19 protein-coding genes are annotated in these 17,587 nt (G+C 67.9%); 10 read left to right on the plus strand and 9 right to left on the minus strand.

The window, feature by feature from the left end:
• Positions 1–54 precede the first annotated feature (54 nt).
• Positions 55–381, plus strand: a complete 327-nt coding sequence (locus tag AC5Y7V_RS11995; protein WP_499880265.1) for a hypothetical protein — start codon at positions 55–57, stop codon at positions 379–381.
• Between the two features lie 18 nt (positions 382–399).
• On the opposite strand, the gene AC5Y7V_RS12000 is transcribed toward AC5Y7V_RS11995, so the two are convergent.
• On the minus strand, positions 400–1,245 hold the full coding sequence (locus tag AC5Y7V_RS12000) for an SDR family NAD(P)-dependent oxidoreductase (protein WP_499880266.1): 846 nt from the start codon (positions 1,243–1,245) through the stop codon (positions 400–402).
• A gap of 156 nt (positions 1,246–1,401) precedes the next feature.
• Here AC5Y7V_RS12000 and AC5Y7V_RS12005 point away from each other — a divergent pair, with 156 nt between their 5' ends.
• Positions 1,402–2,436, plus strand: coding sequence for an alpha/beta hydrolase (locus AC5Y7V_RS12005; RefSeq protein WP_499880267.1), 1,035 nt, complete (start codon positions 1,402–1,404; stop codon positions 2,434–2,436).
• A 207-nt stretch (positions 2,437–2,643) separates the two neighbouring features.
• On the plus strand, positions 2,644–5,337 hold the full coding sequence (locus AC5Y7V_RS12010) for an FHA domain-containing protein (protein WP_499880268.1): 2,694 nt from the start codon (positions 2,644–2,646) through the stop codon (positions 5,335–5,337).
• Between the two features lie 113 nt (positions 5,338–5,450).
• Here AC5Y7V_RS12010 and AC5Y7V_RS12015 read toward each other — a convergent pair whose 3' ends face one another.
• The 5 genes from AC5Y7V_RS12015 to AC5Y7V_RS12035 all read right to left on the minus strand — a co-directional run bounded on the left by AC5Y7V_RS12015 (position 5,451) and on the right by AC5Y7V_RS12035 (position 8,773).
• Positions 5,451–5,615 (minus strand): hypothetical protein, encoded by a 165-nt coding sequence (locus AC5Y7V_RS12015; RefSeq protein WP_197508680.1) that lies wholly within the window; start codon positions 5,613–5,615, stop codon positions 5,451–5,453.
• A 101-nt stretch (positions 5,616–5,716) separates the two neighbouring features.
• Positions 5,717–6,703 carry a hypothetical protein gene (locus AC5Y7V_RS12020; protein ID WP_499880269.1) on the minus strand — a complete coding sequence of 329 codons (987 nt, stop codon included), beginning with the start codon at positions 6,701–6,703 and terminating at the stop codon, positions 5,717–5,719.
• Between the two features lie 2 nt (positions 6,704–6,705).
• Positions 6,706–7,275, minus strand: coding sequence for a carboxymuconolactone decarboxylase family protein (locus tag AC5Y7V_RS12025; protein ID WP_499880270.1), 570 nt, complete (start codon positions 7,273–7,275; stop codon positions 6,706–6,708).
• Between the two features lie 65 nt (positions 7,276–7,340).
• On the minus strand, positions 7,341–8,168 hold the full coding sequence (locus tag AC5Y7V_RS12030; RefSeq protein WP_499880271.1) for a hypothetical protein: 828 nt from the start codon (positions 8,166–8,168) through the stop codon (positions 7,341–7,343).
• Positions 8,165–8,773, minus strand: a complete 609-nt coding sequence (locus tag AC5Y7V_RS12035; protein ID WP_499880272.1) for a TetR/AcrR family transcriptional regulator — start codon at positions 8,771–8,773, stop codon at positions 8,165–8,167. The genes AC5Y7V_RS12030 and AC5Y7V_RS12035 overlap by 4 nt, the downstream gene beginning before the upstream one ends.
• Positions 8,774–8,932: 159 nt before the next feature.
• Here AC5Y7V_RS12035 and AC5Y7V_RS12040 point away from each other — a divergent pair, with 159 nt between their 5' ends.
• Genes AC5Y7V_RS12040 through fadD1 form a run of 7 tightly spaced genes read left to right on the plus strand, consistent with a single transcriptional unit; the run spans position 8,933 to position 15,381 of the window.
• On the plus strand, positions 8,933–10,111 hold the full coding sequence (locus tag AC5Y7V_RS12040; RefSeq protein ID WP_499880273.1) for an acyl-CoA dehydrogenase family protein: 1,179 nt from the start codon (positions 8,933–8,935) through the stop codon (positions 10,109–10,111).
• Positions 10,101–11,222: an acyl-CoA dehydrogenase family protein gene (locus tag AC5Y7V_RS12045; RefSeq protein WP_499880274.1), complete on the plus strand. Its 1,122-nt coding sequence runs from the start codon at positions 10,101–10,103 to the stop codon at positions 11,220–11,222. Before AC5Y7V_RS12040 ends, AC5Y7V_RS12045 begins: the two co-directional genes overlap by 11 nt.
• Entirely contained in the window at positions 11,215–11,715 is a 501-nt protein-coding gene (locus tag AC5Y7V_RS12050) for a MaoC family dehydratase (protein WP_499880275.1), read from the plus strand. Before AC5Y7V_RS12045 ends, AC5Y7V_RS12050 begins: the two co-directional genes overlap by 8 nt.
• Positions 11,716–11,722: 7 nt before the next feature.
• Positions 11,723–12,169: a MaoC family dehydratase gene (locus AC5Y7V_RS12055; RefSeq protein WP_499880276.1), complete on the plus strand. Its 447-nt coding sequence runs from the start codon at positions 11,723–11,725 to the stop codon at positions 12,167–12,169.
• Positions 12,166–13,368 carry a thiolase family protein gene (locus tag AC5Y7V_RS12060; protein ID WP_499880277.1) on the plus strand — a complete coding sequence of 401 codons (1,203 nt, stop codon included), beginning with the start codon at positions 12,166–12,168 and terminating at the stop codon, positions 13,366–13,368. The genes AC5Y7V_RS12055 and AC5Y7V_RS12060 overlap by 4 nt, the downstream gene beginning before the upstream one ends.
• A 1-nt stretch (position 13,369) precedes the next feature.
• The gene (locus AC5Y7V_RS12065; protein ID WP_499880278.1) at positions 13,370–13,774 is read left to right on the plus strand and encodes a Zn-ribbon domain-containing OB-fold protein; all 405 of its coding nucleotides are present in this window, start codon (positions 13,370–13,372) and stop codon (positions 13,772–13,774) included.
• 29 nt (positions 13,775–13,803) lie between these two features.
• Positions 13,804–15,381 carry a fatty-acid--CoA ligase FadD1 gene (gene fadD1, locus AC5Y7V_RS12070; RefSeq protein WP_499880624.1) on the plus strand — a complete coding sequence of 526 codons (1,578 nt, stop codon included), beginning with the start codon at positions 13,804–13,806 and terminating at the stop codon, positions 15,379–15,381.
• A 1-nt stretch (position 15,382) separates the two neighbouring features.
• Here the strand turns inward: fadD1 and AC5Y7V_RS12075 are convergent, their stop codons facing one another.
• From AC5Y7V_RS12075 to AC5Y7V_RS12085, 3 genes are read right to left on the minus strand one after another with little or no spacing between them, the layout of a single operon-like run.
• Positions 15,383–16,588, minus strand: a complete 1,206-nt coding sequence (locus AC5Y7V_RS12075) for a DUF6545 domain-containing protein (protein ID WP_499880279.1) — start codon at positions 16,586–16,588, stop codon at positions 15,383–15,385.
• Positions 16,585–17,088: a hypothetical protein gene (locus AC5Y7V_RS12080; RefSeq protein WP_499880280.1), complete on the minus strand. Its 504-nt coding sequence runs from the start codon at positions 17,086–17,088 to the stop codon at positions 16,585–16,587. The genes AC5Y7V_RS12075 and AC5Y7V_RS12080 overlap by 4 nt, the downstream gene beginning before the upstream one ends.
• The gene (locus tag AC5Y7V_RS12085; protein WP_499880281.1) at positions 17,089–17,544 is read right to left on the minus strand and encodes an XRE family transcriptional regulator; all 456 of its coding nucleotides are present in this window, start codon (positions 17,542–17,544) and stop codon (positions 17,089–17,091) included.
• Positions 17,545–17,587: the final 43 nt, after the last annotated feature.

Genomic DNA, 17,587 nt, shown 5'->3' on the forward strand with positions numbered 1-17,587 from the left:
TGATCGCTAACCACGATCCAGCGTGCAGCTAACGCGATCCCGCAGCATTGCGGGATGGCGGCAAACAGGCAGATAGTGTTCGTTCAAACGTTTTTCGCCGGTGTCGCGACGGTCGCGACGCTGGCGTTGTTCCACTCGGCGCAACCCGATGGCGCGAAAACCGTTGGCGCATCAGTGAACCTGGCGGACCGCAGCTTCGCCGCCGATGGCGATGACGACGAGGCCCAGCTGCAGCAACAGCTGCAAATCCAGCAGGAGATTCAGCAGTCGGAGCAACAGGCCGAACAGCAAGAGCAACTCGACCTCCAGGAAGCCCAGCAGGCCGAGCAGCAGGGACAGCAGGTTGAGCAGCAGGCCACTCTGTCGGTCCCCGGAAGCTGAGTCGGTTACGCCGGGAAATCACGGCGCGACGGGACGGTTCGTCCACTCCCGGTCGGCCCGGCGCGACGAGCGGAACCAGCCGCCCGCCGCGCCGGTGCCGCCGTCGGTCGGGATGGTGTGTCCGGTGACGAACGCCGACAGCTCCGAGGCGAGGAAAAGGATCACGCGGGCCTGGTCCTCCGGCAGCCCCATCCGGCCGACCGGCACCCACTGCGGCCACTGTGTCTGCTCGTCCGCGGAGAGCCACTGGGAGTAGGGCACCTGCAGCGATTCGGTGACGTCGGGGCCGATCGCGTTGACCCGCACCCCGTCGCGGCCCACCTGCACCGCCAGGCTGCGGGTGAAGTGGATGACGGCGGCCTTGAAGGCCGCATAGACCGGATCCTCCGGGTAGCCGCGCAACCCCTCGACCGACGAGACGTTGACGATGGCACCGCCCCGCTGCTTGATCATCGCGGGCAGGAACGCGTGCGTGACCAGGAAAACGTGGTGCAGGTTGACTCGGTACAGCTCGTCCCACATTTGTGGGTCGGTGTCGACGAAGTGGCCCGGGTGGCGCAACCAGTGGCCCACGTTGTTCACCAGCACGTCCACCCGGCCGTAGCGATCCAGCACCGTCCGCGCCAGCGCGCTGACCTGCAGGCCGTCGCAAACGTCGGTCACGGCGGCGAGACCCGAGCCGCCCGCCGCGGCGATCTCGTCGACCACGCGCTCGGCGAGTCCGGCGTCGATGTCGGCGATGACCACCCGGGCGCCGTGCTGGGCGAACAGGCGCGCGGTTGCCGCGCCGATGCCGCCGCCGCCACCGGTCACGACCGCGACCTTGCCGGCCAGCAGCGCGGCGGGCTGAACTGCCTCTTCCATGGCTCATATCTTGGGCCACCCGGGCGGAGCTGGCGCCGTTACCCACCTTCCCGGCGCACCAAACGGTGAGGAAGCCAACATTTGCCGGGGATTCAGCGGGCGTTTTTCCCGAATTGGGCCGGGTACCCGGTTTACCTCTACGGAGGTTGAATACAAATGCTGACGAAGCCAGATCGACGCCGCATATTGCCAAGCCAGGCAATCAACCGGCGGGTGCATCATCGGCACAGTCCGCAATCATTTGCGGTGTCGGTGGCCAGTCGACTTATCGTCAAGAACATCGTTCGCGCGTGGGCCATTCAGCCTAATTTGCACTGGCCCCTGGGTTACGTCGACGAGTTGGCGGGTTTGCTGACGCATTTCCCATCCGGGGCGAGCATCGAGCCGGTGCGCCTTGACGGCTGCGCCGCCGAATGGGTTCGCGCGCCCGGCGTCTCGTCGCAGCGGGCGATTCTTTACCTGCACGGCGGCGCGTTCCTCACCTGCGGCCTCAACACGCACCGATCCCTGGTGACCCACCTGTCGAAGGCGGCGGACGCCGCGGTGCTGACCGTCGGATACCGGAAGCTGCCGTCGCACCAGATCGCCGACGCGATCGAAGACGGACTGTGCGGGCTGCGCTGGCTGCGGGACCGTGGCTACGACGGGGACCGCGTGGTGGTGGCCGGCGACTCGGCCGGGGGATACCTCGCGTTCATGACCACCCTCGCCGCCATCCGGACCGGCATGCTCAAGCCGGCCGGCATCGCGGCGATCTCGCCGTTCACCGACGCGGACCCGACCCGAAAGCTGCGGCACCGCAACGCCCGGCGGTGCTCGATGTTCACCCGCGGCGCGCTCTCGATGTTCGCCCGGTACCTCGGCGAGGTGCGCGTTCCGCAGGGCAACGGGACGTCCGCGCGTCGCGTCGAGTCCCCGGTTGACGCGGACCTTTCCGCATTGCCACCGGTCACCATCCACGCCAGCTCCGACGAATTGCTGCTTCCCGACGCCGAGCTCATGGCGGAACGGTTGCAATTCAGCGGAGTTCGCTGCGACCTTCACCTGTGGGACGGCCAAATCCACGACTTCCCGCTGGCGGCCGACGTATTGCCGGAAGGAAGGCGGGCCATTCGATATGTCGGGGACTTCATCAAAGAAGTCACCGGCGGAGCGAACCGTGTGCCTTACGTCGCGGCGGCGGCGGGATAGCCGATAATTCCGAATCGAAGTCAATCGGGCGGCCCATATCGGGCCGTTTTTCGCGTCGCCCGAGTTGCTCAGTGCGGGAGTCTTCCAGCGGAACCGGCCGTCGCTGTCGCGCCGCGCCGCACGCCCTGGGGGCGTACCCGGGCCGCGAGGCGGGGTCGTGAAAGGCCTTGAGCACTTGGCCTGCAATCGGGCCCGCTGCCGATACAGTTGGTCATCGTGAGCCCACCAGCCCCGCCAGTGCTGACCGTGCGGTACGAGGGATCGGAGCGCACCTTTGCAGCAGGCACCGACGTCGTAATCGGGCGTGATCTTCGCGCGGACGTCCGCGTCGCACACCCGCTGATCTCCCGGACGCACCTCATCGTGCGTTTCGACCAGGGACGATGGGTCGCCATCGACAACGGCAGCCTCAACGGGCTCTACGTGCACAACCGACGCGTGCCGGTCGTCGACATCCAGGACGGCCTGCGGGTCAACATTGGCAACCCGGACGGTCCCGCGCTGACCTTCGAGGTCGGCCGCCACCAGGGTTCGGCCGGGCGGCCGCCCCTGACGACGTCGATACCGATTTACACCGCGAGCACGCCGAGCGCCCCGGTGTCCCAGAGCCAGCCGCAGCAGCACTGGCCGGGCCAGCCGCCGCAGTCGCCCTCGGCCCCGGTCCGCCAGCAGACGCATCCGCCCAGCGCGCCCCGGCCGGTCCACCCGCCCAGCGGCCCGCAGCCGATCCATCCGCCCACCGGGCCGCAGCCGTGGCAGCCTACCGGCGGCGGACATCCGACGGGAGCGCCCAGCGAACCGCTGCAGGCGCCGAAGATCTACCGGGCACAACCCATGCAGGTGCCGCCGGCGGAGTCCGAGACGGGCCGCGTTGCGGAGCCCGCGGGCCTGGAGACCGGCCGCGTGCCCGACGCCGCGAACATCGCGACGTCGATGATGAAGATCCTGCGGCCCGGCCGAACCGGGTTGGTGTCGCTGCCCGGCGCGGTCAAGATCGGCCGGGCCAACGACAACGACATCGTCATTCCCGAGGTGCTGGCGTCGCGCCACCACGCGACCCTGATTCCGACGCCGCAGGGGACCGAGATCCACGACAACCGCAGCATCAACGGAACTTTCGTCAACGGCGCCCGGGTGGAAACGGCCGTGCTGCACGAGGGCGACGTCGTCACGATCGGCAACATCGACCTCGTTTTCGCCGGCGGAACGCTGGCCCGGCGCGATGAGACCGCGACCGCGACGCGCACCGGCGGCCTCGACGTGCGCGGGGTGACGTGGACGATCGAGAACAACAAGGTCCTGCTCGACGACATCTCGCTGGGCGCCCAGCCCGGAACGCTGACCGCCGTCATCGGCCCGTCGGGGGCGGGAAAGTCGACGTTCGCGCGGTTGGTCGCCGGCTACACGCACCCGACCAAGGGCACCGTGGCCTTCGAGGGACACAACGTTCACGCGGAGTACGCCTCGCTGCGCAGCAGGATCGGGATGGTGCCGCAGGACGACGTCGTGCATGGGCAGCTGACGGTGCAGCAGGCATTGATGTACGCGGCCGAGCTGCGGCTGCCACCGGACACCACCAAGGACGACCGCGCGCAGGTGGTCGCGCGGGTGCTCGAGGAACTCGAGATGACCCAGCACCTGCACACCCGGGTCGACAAGCTGTCGGGCGGCCAGCGCAAGCGCGCGTCGGTGGCGCTGGAGCTGCTGACCGGGCCGTCGCTGCTGATCCTGGACGAGCCCACCTCCGGCCTGGACCCGGCCCTGGACCGCCAGGTGATGACCATGCTGCGGCAGCTGGCCGACGCCGGACGCGTGGTGCTCGTGGTCACCCACTCGCTGACCTACCTCGACGTCTGCGATCAGGTCCTGCTGCTGGCGCCCGGTGGCAAGACCGCGTTCTGCGGGCCGCCGAGCCAAATCGGTCCCGCGATGGGCACCACGAACTGGGCCGACATCTTCAGCACGGTCGCGGGCGACCCCGACGGCGCCAAGGCGCGCTACCTGGCGCGGACGGGCCCGCCCCCACCGCCACCGCCGGCGGAACAGCCCGCCGAAATCGGCGATCCCTCGCACACCAGCCTGTTCCGGCAGTTCTCCACGATCGCGCGGCGGCAGGTGCGGTTGATCGTCTCCGACCGCGGCTATTTCGTCTTCCTGGCGCTGCTGCCGTTCATCATGGGCTCGCTGTCGATGTCGGTGCCCGGTGATGTGGGCTTCGGCAGACCGGACCCGATGGGCGCCGCGCCCACCGAGCCCGGGCAGATTCTGGTGCTGCTCAACGTCGGCGCGGTGTTCATGGGCACGGCGCTGACGATCCGCGATCTGATCGGCGAGCGCGCGATTTTCCTGCGCGAGCAGGCGGTCGGCCTATCGACGTCGGCGTACCTGTTGGCGAAGGTGTTCGTCTACACGGTGTTCGCGGTGATCCAGTCCGCGATCGTCACCGTCATCGCGATCGTCGGGAAGGGAGGCCCGACGCAGGGTGCGGTGGCGTTGGGCATTCCCAACCTGGAGCTGTTCGTCGACGTCGCCATGACAACGGTCGCCTCGGCGATGCTCGGGCTGGTGCTGTCATCCATCGCCAAGTCGAACGAACAGATCATGCCGCTGCTCGTCGTAGCGGTCATGTCGCAGCTGGTGTTCTCGGGCGGCATGATTCCCGTGACCGATCGGGTCGGTCTGGACCAAATGTCTTGGGCCACACCGGCGAGATGGGGCTTCGCCACGTCGGCGTCCACCGTTGACCTGCTCAGCCTGCAGGACAAGGTCCCGTCAGTGCCACACGACTCGCACTGGCGTCACACGGCCGGCGCGTGGTGGTTCGACATGGGCATGTTGGTATTGCTCAGCGCCGTATACCTGGGCTTCGTGCGCTGGAAGATCCGCCTCAGGGGCGGCTGATCGGGATCCCACGCGCCTTCGGTGTGTATCCAGGGCGACGATTCGCGGCGTGTCGTGACCCTAGGGTCACACTGAAAGCCCCGGGCTCACACTGAAAGCCCTGGGGTAACAACCTAGGCGCCCTTGCGGACCACCTGTTCGGCGGCGGCGCGCATGCGGTCCGACAGCTGAAGCAGGGCATGCTCGCCGACCCCGTGCGGCACCGTGTAGGCGAGTTGCCGTAACTCGAGGGCGCAATCGCGCAACTCCTGGCGGAGGCGTGTCTCAAGGGTGGGCATGGCTTCATTCCTCTACGCGTGGGGGCTGAGAAAAATCTTCGCAGCCCTGCCATGTATCCGCGATGTGGGCGAAGCGTTTTTACGGGAGATTGACAGCGTTTTTACATCCGGTGAACGTAATCCAACTCAACGCGCAGCAGCGCGGCCCGGCGCGTGATGCCTTGCGGGGGAGCGGTGGTGCCGCCGTCGGTCGTGACGTAGGCGACCCGGCCGTGGTCCCTAGCCCCGCGCCCCCACGCGGCACTGGACGGCCCGACGAGCGTCTCGTCGAACGGGTCGCCGGCGATGTGGCGGACCTCGCTGCCGTGCCGTGGCGCGAGCGGTACCCGATCGATCGTATTGGCGCGATGCCTTGTGACGTAAGCGAATCCGGCATCCTCGTCGAGGCAGAAGTCGTCGGCATTGTCGATGGCGGCAACGAACTGCGGCGCCCCGGCCGCATCGAGGGTCGACGAATCCACGGGGACGCGCATGAACACCTGCTGCGCGGTTGAGGTGTAGTACAGGTAGCCGGTCCGTTCGCCGTAACGCACCCCATTGATCCCCGGCTGCGGCGGTGGGGGCACGCCGCTGTCGGGATCATCGCCCATCGTGTCGTCGGCGAGCCATACCCGGGCCGTCGCGCTGCGGGCGTCATCGGCGAGGTCCACGCGCCAGATCAGTCCGGCAAAGCAGTCCGCGATCGCCAGGACGTTCGGCCCGAGCACGCAATTGCCGTTGAGGGCCCGGACCCGTTCGTCGAACGTGAAGATGAGCTCCGGCGATACCGGCGCTCCAGGGGTCCACCCGTTGCAATCGATTCGGGCCAAATGCGATTCATGAGTGGTGTAACCCTCGGTGAGACAGACGACGAAGACGTCGGGCGCCACCTCCGCGATGCCGGTGACCGGGTGATCGAACGTGTGCACCAGAACGGGTTCGGCGACGGCTCCTGCCTCAGCGGGTACAACCCACCAGAGTTCTTTATGCACGACATCGGTGACGAGAATCGACCCGTCAGCGCGCACGGCGAGGTTTTCCGGGAAGTACCACTGCGGGAAGAAGGCGGCCGGCGTGATCGTGACGGCGGGCAGCGGGCGCATGGACATGCTTATTGCGCCAATCCCTGGGCGTTGGCAGGAACGTCGAAGGCGTCCAGCGTCATACACACCATGGTGAACCAACCGAGCAGCACCGCCACGTCGACGATGCCCGCATCACCAAGCAGCTCCCGGGCGCGCCGGTACAGGCCGAGGGGCACGACGCGCGCCGCGACCAGCGCCGACGCCAGCTCGTAGATCACCTGCTGGCGCGGATCATCGAAAGATGCGGGCAGCCCGGCAATCATCGCCTGGACATCCCGTGGGTCAAGGCCGCCGCCGCGCTCGGCGATGATCTCGTGTTCGTAATTGGCGTATGCGCTGCGCCATCGCGCGTTGACGATGGTGGTCGCAATCTCGATCTCGGCCTTCGTCAACGTCGAATCGTGTTGGAAGTAGGCGCCGGTCGGCGCGATCGTTTTCGACAGCGTGGGGTTGGCGAGCCAGATCTTGTGCGGACCGGGGACCAGCCCCCGCAGTTCGCGGGTGAAGTCGTAGGCGTCTTTCATCTGTGGCGGCATCTCGTCGACCGGCGTCTCGACGAACCGGCCGAACGTGCCGAAGTCTGATCTGTCACTCATCCGACCAGGATTACCGCGGCGCCGGGTACTCGAAACAGGTTGGGCAGCGACGCGCCTCGGTCCGATCAGGGGCGCACGGCGACGAACGTCTCGTTGGGCACGCCGGCGGCCAGCCCGTCGACGTCGAAGGGTTCGCGCAGCCGCGCGTGCAGCTTCCCCGGGTCGAGGAGCAGGCTGATCTCCGCGGTCTGTCGGGCGAACAGGCGACCGAAAATTGGGTAGAGCCAACGCATTAGCGCCCGCTCGGAGCGGGTGCAGCGCGCCGCGCAGTAGCCGACGTGGCCGAGCTCGTCGGTGAGGATCTCGGTGTACAGCCGGTCGATCCGCGCGGCCACGTCCGGCTCGTCGGCGAACAACTCGACACCAACCCGGCGCAACTCGTCGAACATGATGCAGCCCGCCATCTCTCCGGCGCCGACGAACGGGAATCCGATGCGCTCGGGCAGGAAAACTTCCATCTTGACGAATTGCCGCATTACGAACGGCGGCACCACGACCTGGAACGGCAGACCGAACATGTCCAGCACGTAGCTCAGCAGCCGTGTGTGGTAGTGCTCCTCGAGCGCCAGGTACACCCGCTCGGGCGGCTGGTCCGCGCCGCCGATCCGTCCGTACGTATCGCCCAGGTCCACGCCGAATCGCTCCGCCTGGTTGAGTTTCGCGGTGGCCAACAGGAAGAGCATCTCGCGGGGCAGCCCCGCCTCGGGTCGGCGGCGGCGCAGGTTTCGCAGGAACACGCGCTGATCGATGTGCCGGCGGGAGCGAATCGGGTTGGCCGCCAGCGACCCGAAGAATTCCTCCCGGCTGGACAGTCGGCGATGCAGCAGATCCGCGTCGCCGTCCCGACGTACCAGAAAGTCCCGGTATTCCTCGATGGCCGAACTGGTCGTCATGATGCCTCGATTCCGTTGGCGATGGTCTTGACGTATCGATCCAGGAGCGCCGCACGTGACCGCGGTGCCGTTGCTGCGGTGACCAGCAATGCGAACAGCCCGGTCAGGAAGATGACGCCGAGTTCACCGGCGTCCGCATCCGGCGACACCCGTTGCGCGGCCTGCGCTTCGGCGATCGCGGCGATGACGAACTCGGCCAGCGGGTGCTCAGTAAGTTCGTCCTCGATCGGGCGCGTCGGTGAGAAGTGCAGCCCGAGCATGTCCCTGAAGACGACGGGCCCGAGCCGCTTTTCGGCCGCAAGCACCTGGCGCACCAGCGACGTCAGCATCGCCTTCAGGTCGCCGGGGGCACTGGGCTCGGCGGCCAGCATCGCCACGATCTTGGACTCCTCGTCGCGTTCCAGCTCGGCCAGCACGTGTTCCTTGGTGGGGAAATGGAAGTAGAACGTGCCGCGCGCTACCCCGACCGCCGAGGCGATCGCGGCGACGTCGGTGCCCGCCAATCCCGACCGCGCGATCTCGGCGACGGCGGCGTCGAACAGGCGGGCCCGCGTCTGCAGCCGCTGCGCCTCCCGTGCGCTCATGACCGACGTCGTCGCAGGCATGCGAGCGAATCTACCGCTCTCGCTGACGGGCGTCAATGACGGTCGTCAGCGAGCGTGCCGTGATCGGCAGCCCGGTCAATGGAACCGATGTCTGGCGGCGACGCAGGTGGCTGAGCACACTGAGAGGGCACATGACCTCATCTGGGCGAAGGGGCCGGGATGGATTTCGAGCTCGACGCCGCGCAACGCGCGTGGCTGACCGAGGTTCGCGAATTCCTCCAGGAGAACGTCACCGCGGAGCTGCGGGCCGAACTCGCCCAGCACGACCTGGAATATCCCGACGGCGAGGTGGCCCGGTTCCGGCGCAAGATCGGCGAGAGGGGCTGGTTCGGCCTCAACTGGCCGCGCGAGTACGGCGGGCTCGGCCTCGGCGCCCTGCATCAGCACCTGCTGATGAGCGAGTTCGAATATTGGGGCGTACCCGGACCCGACTTGACGGTCACCTCGGTGGCTCCGATGATCATGCGCCACGGCACCGAGCAGAACAAGACCGAGTGGCTACCACCGATCGCCAGGGGCGAAATGGTCTGCGCCGTAGGCTATTCCGAGCCCGACGCGGGAACCGACCTGGCCAGCCTTCGCACGCGCGCCACCCTCGACGGACAGCACTGGGTGATCAACGGCATCAAGATCTGGAACAGCGGCGCCCAGCGCGCCACCCACGAATGGCTGTGCGTGCGCACCGATCCGGATGCCGCGCGCCACCGCGGGATTTCGGTCGTCATCGTGCCGATCGAAAGCCCGGGCGTCGAGATCCGCCCGCTCTACGCGTGGTCCGGCTATCGCACCAACGAGGTGCGCTTCGACGACGTGCGCGTCCCCGTCACCAACCTGATCGGCGAAGTCAACCGCGGCTGGACCTACATCACCGGCGCCCTCGACCTGGAACGCGGCGCGCTGACCAACGCCGGCGACCTGCGCCGCGCCATCGACGACCTGCACGAGCTGGCGCGCAGCCCGCGCCGGGAGGGGACGGTGCCCGCGCACGAACCGGCGCTGCGCCGTCGCCTGGCGCGGGCTGAGGCCGACGTGGAAGCCGCCACGCTGATGGGCTACGAGGCCGCGTCCATCCTGGATGGAGGGGTCATCCCGACCCTGGAGGTCAGCGTCGAGAAGGTCTTCACCAGCGAATTGCGTCAGCGCATCGCCGAATTGGCGCTCGATGTGCTGGGGCCGGACGGCCTGCTGGCGCATCGCAGCGAAACCGCCCCGCTGGGCGGCAAGTTCGAGCGGCTCTATCGGGCCGCGCCGTTGATGCGCTTTGGCGGAGGCACCAACGAAGTCCTGCGCGACATCATCGCCCAGCGCGGCCACGGGATGCCGTCGTATGGACGTTAGGCCGACCGCCGAGCGGCGCGAGTTCGCCGCGTCCTTGCGGGCGCTGCTGTCGGCCGAGAGCCCGATCGGCCTGGTGCGCGGCCTGAGCGAACCCGGGGCCGACCGAAGCACCCCCGCCTTGTGGAAGGCGTTGGCCGACGCCGGTGTCTTCGGGCTGGCCGTCGCCCAGCAGCACGGCGGTTCCGGGGGCTCCCTGGAAGATCTCGCCGTCTTCCACGCGGAGGCGGGGCGCGCGCTGTGCCCGACGACGGCGCACAGCACGATCGGGGCCGTGTTGGCGGTCGATCGGCTTGGGTCCCAACGCGCCAAGGCCGAATGGCTGCCGCGGCTGACGAGCGGCGGCCTTCGCGGTACCACCGCGTTGTGGAACGCCCGCGACGCCGCCGTCGTCGCGCCGGTGCTCGGCGCCGAACCGGACTCGACCGGCGGCTGGCGGCTCACCGGCACCGTCGACTACGTTCCCGACGCCGACCTGGCCGACGTCGTCGTGGTGTCGGCCGCGGCCGGGGAACGCACGCTGGCCTTCGTCGCGGACGCGCGCGCGGGGGGCCTGACGATCGAGCCGCTCGCGATGGCCGGCGGGCACCGGGCATGCACGCTGCGCTTCGACGGCGTGATCGTCGACGCCGGCGCGCTGCTCGGCGATGCCGACCGGCGGGATCTGCGCCGCGTCGCCAACGCCGCGGTGGCGCTGGGATCCCTCGACCTGGTCGGGGTCGGGCAGGCCGTGCTGGACCTCACCGTCGAATACACCAAGCTGCGCCACCAGTTCGGCCGCCCGATCGCGTCGTTCCAGGCGGCCCAGCACCTGGTCGCCAACATGCACATCGCGTTGGCCGCGGCCCGATTGGCCGCGCACTCGGCGGTGTTCTGGCTGGCGCGCGGTCACGTCGCCACCCGGCAAACGGCGATCGCGCGCATGCACGCGGCCACCGCGGCCAGGCTGATCACCCTCGACGCCCACCAATTGCACGGCGGGATGGGCTATGTCACCGAAACCGACCTGCACCTGTGGAGCGAACGGGCGCGGCTGGGCTCGACGCTCGGCGGCGGGGCCGACACCGCCGCGGGGTGGCTGGAAGCGATCGTTGAGGAGGGCGCCGATGAGTGAGGAAATCTTGATCGACGCCGAGTCGGCGTCTCGAGTGGGCGCGGTCGCCGCGTCCGCGACCGGCGAGGTGAACCGGCGCGACTGGCAGCGCTGGGCCGCGGCGGTCGGTGACCACAACCCGTTGTGGTTCGACCCGGAATACGCCCGGGCCAACGGCTTTCGCGACGTCGTCTGCCCGCCGCTGTTCCTGCAATACGCGGTCCTCGGTGTCTCGCGCCTGGACGGGTTGCGCCCCGACGGATCCTCCGGCGCGGCGTCGGGCAGCCTCGCGTTTCCGCGCGCCCCCAAGCGGATGGCCGGCGGCGAGAGCTTCACGTTCCACCTGCCGGCCTACCACCGCGACGAGATCGAGATGGTGCGAACCATCGAATCCATCGTCGAAAAGCAGGGCCGCTCGGGGAGATTCGTGCTCGTCACCTGGCACACCGTGTACCGCAACCAGCACGGCGATCTCGTCGCCGAAGCCTCGACGTCGATGATCGCGCGGCCCTAGGAGCGCAATGCAACCCAACCAGGTGTTCTACGAGGACGTCGCCGTGGGCGACCGGATGCCCACGCTCACGGTCACCGTCGACGAAACGCAACTGTTCTTCTTCAGCGCCGCCACCTACAACGGACACCGCATCCACTACGACAAACAGTGGGCCCGCACCGTCGAGGGCTACGACGACGTGCTCGTCCACGGCCCCCTGCAGGCGGCGCTGCTGGCCCGCGCGATCGGCGACTGGATCGGCGGACGCGGCCGTCTGGTGTCCTTCTCGGTGCAGAACCGGGCCGTCGCATACCCCGGCCAGCCGCTCAGCTTCGGCGGTGAGGTCACGGGCAAGCGCCTGGCCGAAAACGGCGCGGGACTCCTGGATCTCGAGATCGCCGGCCACCGAGACGACACCGTGCTGATGCCCGGAACGGCGACCGTCGAGTTGCCCCGGCGCGGAACGCCGTCGTGACTGGGCTGCGCGGGGAAGCGGCGATCATCGGGATCGCCGAGCTGCCCGCCGAAAAACGCCCAAGCGGGCCGCCGCGGTTCACCCTCGACCAGTACGCGTTGTTGGCGAAGCTGGTCATCGAGGACGCCGGCGTCGACCCGGCCCGCGTCAACGGCCTGCTCACCCACGGCGTGGCCGAATCCGCGATGTTCGCGCCGGCGACGCTGTGCGAATACCTCGGCATGGCATTGGATTTCGGTGAACGAGTGGATCTTGGGGGAGCCACCTCGGCGGGCATGGTGTGGCGGGCGGCGGCGGCCGTGGAGCTCGGCATCTGCGACGCGGCGCTGGCCGTCGTCCCGGGATCTTCGTCGCTGCCGCAATCCCAACGCCGCCCGCCTCCGGCGCCGAATTGGTATGGGGCGTCGTCGAACAGCTACGGCTCGCCGCAGGCCGAGTTCGAAATTCCGTACGGCAACGTCGGCCAGAACGCCCCGTACGCGCAGATCGCCAAGCGCTACGCGGCCGAGTTCGGCTACGACGCCGCCGCCGTCGCCAAGATCGCGGTCGACCAGCGCGCCAACGCGTGCGCGCATCCGGGCGCGGTGTTCCACGGAACGCCGATCACGGTGGACGACGTTCTGTCCAGCCCGATGATCGCCGATCCCATCCACATGCTCGAAACCGTGATGCGGGTGCACGGAGGCGCCGGGGTCCTCGTCGCCAACGCCGACATCGCGCGCCGCGGCAGGCACCGCCCCGTGTGGATCAAGGGCTTTGGTGAACACATCGCGTTCAAGACGCCGACCTACGCCGAGGACCTGATGCGTACGCCCATCGCGCGCGCCGCCGACAGGGCGTTCGCGATGGCGGGGCTGAGCCGCTCCGATGTCGACGTCGCCTCGATCTACGACTGCTACACCATCACAGTGCTGATGAGCCTCGAGGACGCCGGCTTCTGCGCCAAAGGCCAAGGCATGTCCTGGATTACCGACCGAGATCTGACCTACCGCGGCGACTTTCCGCTCAACACCGCGGGCGGTCAGCTGTCCTTCGGTCAGGCCGGGATGGCCGGCGGCATGCACCACGTCGTCGACGGCGCGCGCCAGATCATGGGCCGGGCCGGTGCCGCGCAGGTGCCCGACTGCGACGTCGGGTTCGTCACCGGCAACGGCGGAATCATGAGCGAGCAGGTCGCACTGCTGATCCGGGGGGACTAGCGTGACCGCCGAATATCCCCTGCCCGAACCCACGCCCGTCTCCCGGCCCTTCTGGGACGCCCTGGCCCAGCACCGGATCCTGGTGCAGTACTCGCCGTCGCTGCAGCGCCACGTCTTCTATCCGCGCACGCTGGCACCCGGCACCCTCGCCGACGACCTGGAGTGGCGCGAAATCGACGGCGCGGGAACGCTGTACACGTTCACCGTCGCGCGCCGGCCCACCGGTCCACCCTGGGCGGACGCGGTGCCCCAGCTGCCCGCGGTGGTCCAGTGGGACGCCGGGCCGAGGATCAGCACCGAATTGGTGGACGTCGACCCGACCGACATTCGGATCGGAATGCGGGTCACGCCCGTGTTCTACGACCTTGACGGCGGAATCACCTTGCTGAAATACCGGCCGGCATGACCGGACCAGCGGCGGAGGCTGACCACCCGATGATCGAGACAGTGCAGCAGCTGCTGCGCAGGCGCCGGGACGACGAGACTCCCGCGGTCGTCCACGGCGCGGAGACGTGGACCTGGCGCCAACACCTGGCCGAGGCCGAGGCCGAGGCGGCCGCGCTCATCGGCCTCGCCGACCCGGCGCGTCCGCTGCATGTCGGCGCGCTGCTCACCAACTCTCCGGCAATGCTGCGCGCGATGGCGGCCGCCGCACTGGGTGGCTACGTGTTGTGCGGGATCAACACCACCCGGCGCGGGGCCGGCCTGCTGGCCGACATCCGCCGCTCCGATTGCCAGATCCTCCTCGTCGACCGCGAGCACCTGAATCTGCTGGAAGGCCTGGCGCTCAACGGCATTCAGGTCATCGACGTGGGCTCGACGCGCTACGCCGACGCCGTGGCCGCGGCCCCGGCCCTCGTTCCGCATCGCGAGGTCACCGCCGCGGACACCCTGATGATGATTTTCACCTCCGGCACCAGCGGCGCCCCCAAGGCCGTGCGATTCGCGCACGGCATGGCGATCATGTGCGGGACCAGCCTGATCTGGCAGTACGACGTCACCGCCCAGGACGTCTGCTACCTGGCCATGCCGCTGTTCCACTCCAACGGCATCGCCGCCGGATGGGCCGTCGCCATCGGAAGCGGCGCCACGATGGTGCCGGCCAAGTTCTCGCCGTCGCGCTTCATCGACGACGTGCGCCGCTACCGGGTGACCTACCTGAACTACGTCGGCAAGCCGCTGGCGCTCATCCTTGCCACGCCCGAGCGTCCCGACGACGCCGACACCTCGCTGCGGATCGCGTTCGGCAACGAGGCGACGGATCGCGACATCGACGAATTCGCAAGGCGTTTCGGATGCCGAGTCATCGACAGCTTCGGCTCCAGCGAGTTCGCGGTGATCGTCGTGCGCGAGGACGGCGCCCCGCGCGGCTCGATCGGCAAACCCTACCCAGGCGTCAGCATCCACAACCCGAACACGTTGCAAGAGTGCGCCGTCGCGCAGTTCGACGAGCACGGCGCGCTGACCAACTTCGACGACGCCGTCGGCGAGCTCGTCAACACCCAGGGCGCCGGGCCGTTCGCGGGCTACTACAACGATCCCGCCGCGACGGCCGAGCGGCTGCGGCACGGCATGTACTGGTCCGGCGACCTGGCCTACCGCGACGCCGACGGCTGGATCTATCTGGCCGGGCGCACCGCGGACTGGATGCGCGTCGACGGCGAAAACCTGGCGGCGGCGCCGATCGAGCGGATCCTGGAAAGGCTGCCGCAGGTCGGCCAGGTCGCCGTTTATGCCGTGCGCGACGAGCGGGTCGGCGACCAGGTGATGGCGGCCCTCGTCCTCCGTGACGAAACCCCCTTAGAGCCCACCGATTTCGAGAAGTTCCTCGCCGCGCAGCCCGACCTGTCGCCCAAGGCGTGGCCGCGCTACGTCCGCATCAACGACGACCTGCCCGCGACGGCCACCAACAAGATCCTCAAGCGGGAGTTGATCGCCGCCGGCATCACCGCGCAGGGCGGGGTGCTGTGGGCACGTGAACCGCGCGGCACTAGCTATAGCGTGACGATCTGACTTAACGGGACTCGGCGGGCGTGGGCGCAATCTCGCTGAACTGTTCGGTGGCCGCCAAGGCGGGCTTCCACCATTTCGCCAGGGTCAACAATTCGGTGACCTCCTCGTCGAGGGTTGTCGCTCGGGAGCGCAGGATCGCTGCCACGTCGGGGGAACCGGGCGTGGCGCCCGCGGTTTTGGCTCTGGCGGCGTGAGCCAGTTGTAAGGTTTGCGCCGCCGCGTCGTGTTCGGCGGTTGGCACGGAGTTCGTCCGGTGGAACCGGGCCAGCTCGTGCGGTGCTATGTCGCGGAAATACGGACGCAGGTGCAGGATCGCGTCTCGGATTTCGATAATGGTTTGGTGTAGCTGCAGGGTGGTTTTTTGAAACCGATAATTGCCGTGGTCGAGGTTGAAACTGCTTTCCGGGACCACCGTTGTCATGCTTGCCCTTAAGGCGGCCAATTTTTTCCAGGAGCGGCTGGTGGGATCCAGTCCTAGGTAACGCAGCACTCGCGCTACGAGCGGAAGAGCGCCGAAGCCATACACGATGAGTGCTATGCAGAAGGCCTCAAAGCCGTGCGACCGCAGCCGGAACCCCAGCGTGTCGGTCCAGCCGAGCTGATCGGTCGCGGCGGAGACAGGCACTTCTAGGCAGGCTGCTGCGGTCAGCACACCGGCCAGTAGCCCGCCGACGGCGAGGCTGAGGTCACGTTTCTGGGTGCTCTTTCGCAGCTCAGCTGCGAACATCCAAATGGCCCGAGCCGCCAGAAGGAGAATCATGGCCGTATAGAAGCTGCAGGCCAAGACTCCGTCCCAGCCGCCTGCGACTTCAAGGGTTTGACCGGCGACGCGGGCACGGGTGGCCGCGACCAGGTATGCCACGGACAAGATGACCGCGGCCAGGCGGTAATAGCGGTGACCCCGGCGCGTTTCGGCCGGTGAGGGCCGAGCCGACAACATCGTGAAGCCAATGAATTCGGTGGCGGCGAAAATCATTGCCACGGAAGACAATTGCTGGGCGGTGGTGACAGTCAACAGGGCGCTTTTGGACAGCATGACTTCTACGTCGCGCTCGCGCAGGAGCTGGACCAGCATGACCCAAGCCATCAGATTGGTGTAGTACCTCTCATAGAGGTTCGTCCTGCACCAGCGGAAGCGCGCGGCGAGAAGCACCGCCATGGCGATGATCACGGGCCAGGCGATGAAGCCTGGGACGGTGGAGGTCATCGCCGATGGAAGAAGGCGCTACGCATCATCATCGACGAGCGTTCGTTGGCTTCGGCGGCGGCGATCATCAGCAGGGAAGCGAACATTTCGGCATCGCGCTCTTGCTCGCTGCCGCAATTGCTGCGTCCGAGCACCGCGTGCACGGTTTGAGGATCGATGTCGGGAAGGATCTGGCGGCACAGGTCGTGTTCGCGCGCCTTGTCTGCGCCGAAAGCAGGACTTCGCTGGTGACCTAGGAGCATGTGCCCGATCTCGTGGCCCACGATCTGGTCGATGTGATAGTCGGTGGTCCCGATCTCATGCAGGATCAGGTCGTCGTTGTCGCGAGCCAGCCACAAGCCGCATGGACTGTCGGCCAGAGCGGCGGTGTCGGTCGCGATTAATCTGATTGGGCGGCCGCGCAATTCAGCCAGATCGCGGATGAAGACATCCCTGTCCCAGGGGACCGGGATCGGCTGGCGGCGTGCCAGCGCCAAGATGTCACCATTCGAAAGTGTCATTTACGCCTCCGCCTCACCGCCGCCTGGGTGCGCGATCGGCGGAAGCCGCTCGAGCTCGCGAACGCGGTCAAGGATCAGGGCCACACTGTTGAGCGCCTGCGGAGTGAGGCCGCTCGCACGCATCGCCAAGTCGCGTACGCCGTTGTCACGCAACGCCTGCAGGAGATTGAGTTGGGCGTCGATCTGTGCGTTCGGATCACGATCAACGAGATAACTGGCCGGTACCCCGAAAAACTCGGCGATGGCGCGCAAATGCTGGACCGTTGGGTTGTCCTTCAGTCCACTCCTGAGTTGCCAGAGGTAAGCCGCGCTGATCGAGACACCGGTTTGGCTGGTGATCGCGGCCGCGGCGGCGGCATTCGACAGTGGCGGCGTGTCCGGCCGACGCATCACCTCGAAAAGCTTGTCGAGACGGGCAGCCAGGTTTCCCTTCTCCGCACCTTCGGCTGCGTCCATGTGTACTCCCGTTTAATATGAGCGCCATCGGCGTGTACTCATG

The sequence above is a fragment of the Mycobacterium sp. NGS34 genome (assembly GCF_059812845.1).

Excerpts from the sequence above, each read along its gene's own strand:
- AC5Y7V_RS12025 (WP_499880270.1), bottom strand. The coding sequence starts at position 7,275 with ATGAGTGACAGATCAGACTTCGGCACGTTCGGCCGGTTCGTCGAGACG.
- AC5Y7V_RS12020 (WP_499880269.1), bottom strand. The coding sequence starts at position 6,703 with ATGTCCATGCGCCCGCTGCCCGCCGTCACGATCACGCCGGCCGCCTTC.
- AC5Y7V_RS12080 (WP_499880280.1), bottom strand. The coding sequence starts at position 17,088 with ATGACACTTTCGAATGGTGACATCTTGGCGCTGGCACGCCGCCAGCCG.
- AC5Y7V_RS12000 (WP_499880266.1), bottom strand. The coding sequence starts at position 1,245 with ATGGAAGAGGCAGTTCAGCCCGCCGCGCTGCTGGCCGGCAAGGTCGCG.
- AC5Y7V_RS12050 (WP_499880275.1), top strand. The coding sequence starts at position 11,215 with ATGAGTGAGGAAATCTTGATCGACGCCGAGTCGGCGTCTCGAGTGGGC.
- AC5Y7V_RS12085 (WP_499880281.1), bottom strand. The coding sequence starts at position 17,544 with ATGGACGCAGCCGAAGGTGCGGAGAAGGGAAACCTGGCTGCCCGTCTC.
- AC5Y7V_RS12045 (WP_499880274.1), top strand. The coding sequence starts at position 10,101 with ATGGACGTTAGGCCGACCGCCGAGCGGCGCGAGTTCGCCGCGTCCTTG.
- fadD1 (WP_499880624.1), top strand. The coding sequence starts at position 13,804 with ATGATCGAGACAGTGCAGCAGCTGCTGCGCAGGCGCCGGGACGACGAG.
- AC5Y7V_RS11995 (WP_499880265.1), top strand. The coding sequence starts at position 55 with ATGGCGGCAAACAGGCAGATAGTGTTCGTTCAAACGTTTTTCGCCGGT.
- AC5Y7V_RS12035 (WP_499880272.1), bottom strand. The coding sequence starts at position 8,773 with ATGCCTGCGACGACGTCGGTCATGAGCGCACGGGAGGCGCAGCGGCTG.
- AC5Y7V_RS12015 (WP_197508680.1), bottom strand. The coding sequence starts at position 5,615 with ATGCCCACCCTTGAGACACGCCTCCGCCAGGAGTTGCGCGATTGCGCC.
- AC5Y7V_RS12030 (WP_499880271.1), bottom strand. The coding sequence starts at position 8,168 with ATGACGACCAGTTCGGCCATCGAGGAATACCGGGACTTTCTGGTACGT.
- AC5Y7V_RS12075 (WP_499880279.1), bottom strand. The coding sequence starts at position 16,588 with ATGACCTCCACCGTCCCAGGCTTCATCGCCTGGCCCGTGATCATCGCC.
- AC5Y7V_RS12005 (WP_499880267.1), top strand. The coding sequence starts at position 1,402 with ATGCTGACGAAGCCAGATCGACGCCGCATATTGCCAAGCCAGGCAATC.
- AC5Y7V_RS12040 (WP_499880273.1), top strand. The coding sequence starts at position 8,933 with ATGGATTTCGAGCTCGACGCCGCGCAACGCGCGTGGCTGACCGAGGTT.
- AC5Y7V_RS12055 (WP_499880276.1), top strand. The coding sequence starts at position 11,723 with ATGCAACCCAACCAGGTGTTCTACGAGGACGTCGCCGTGGGCGACCGG.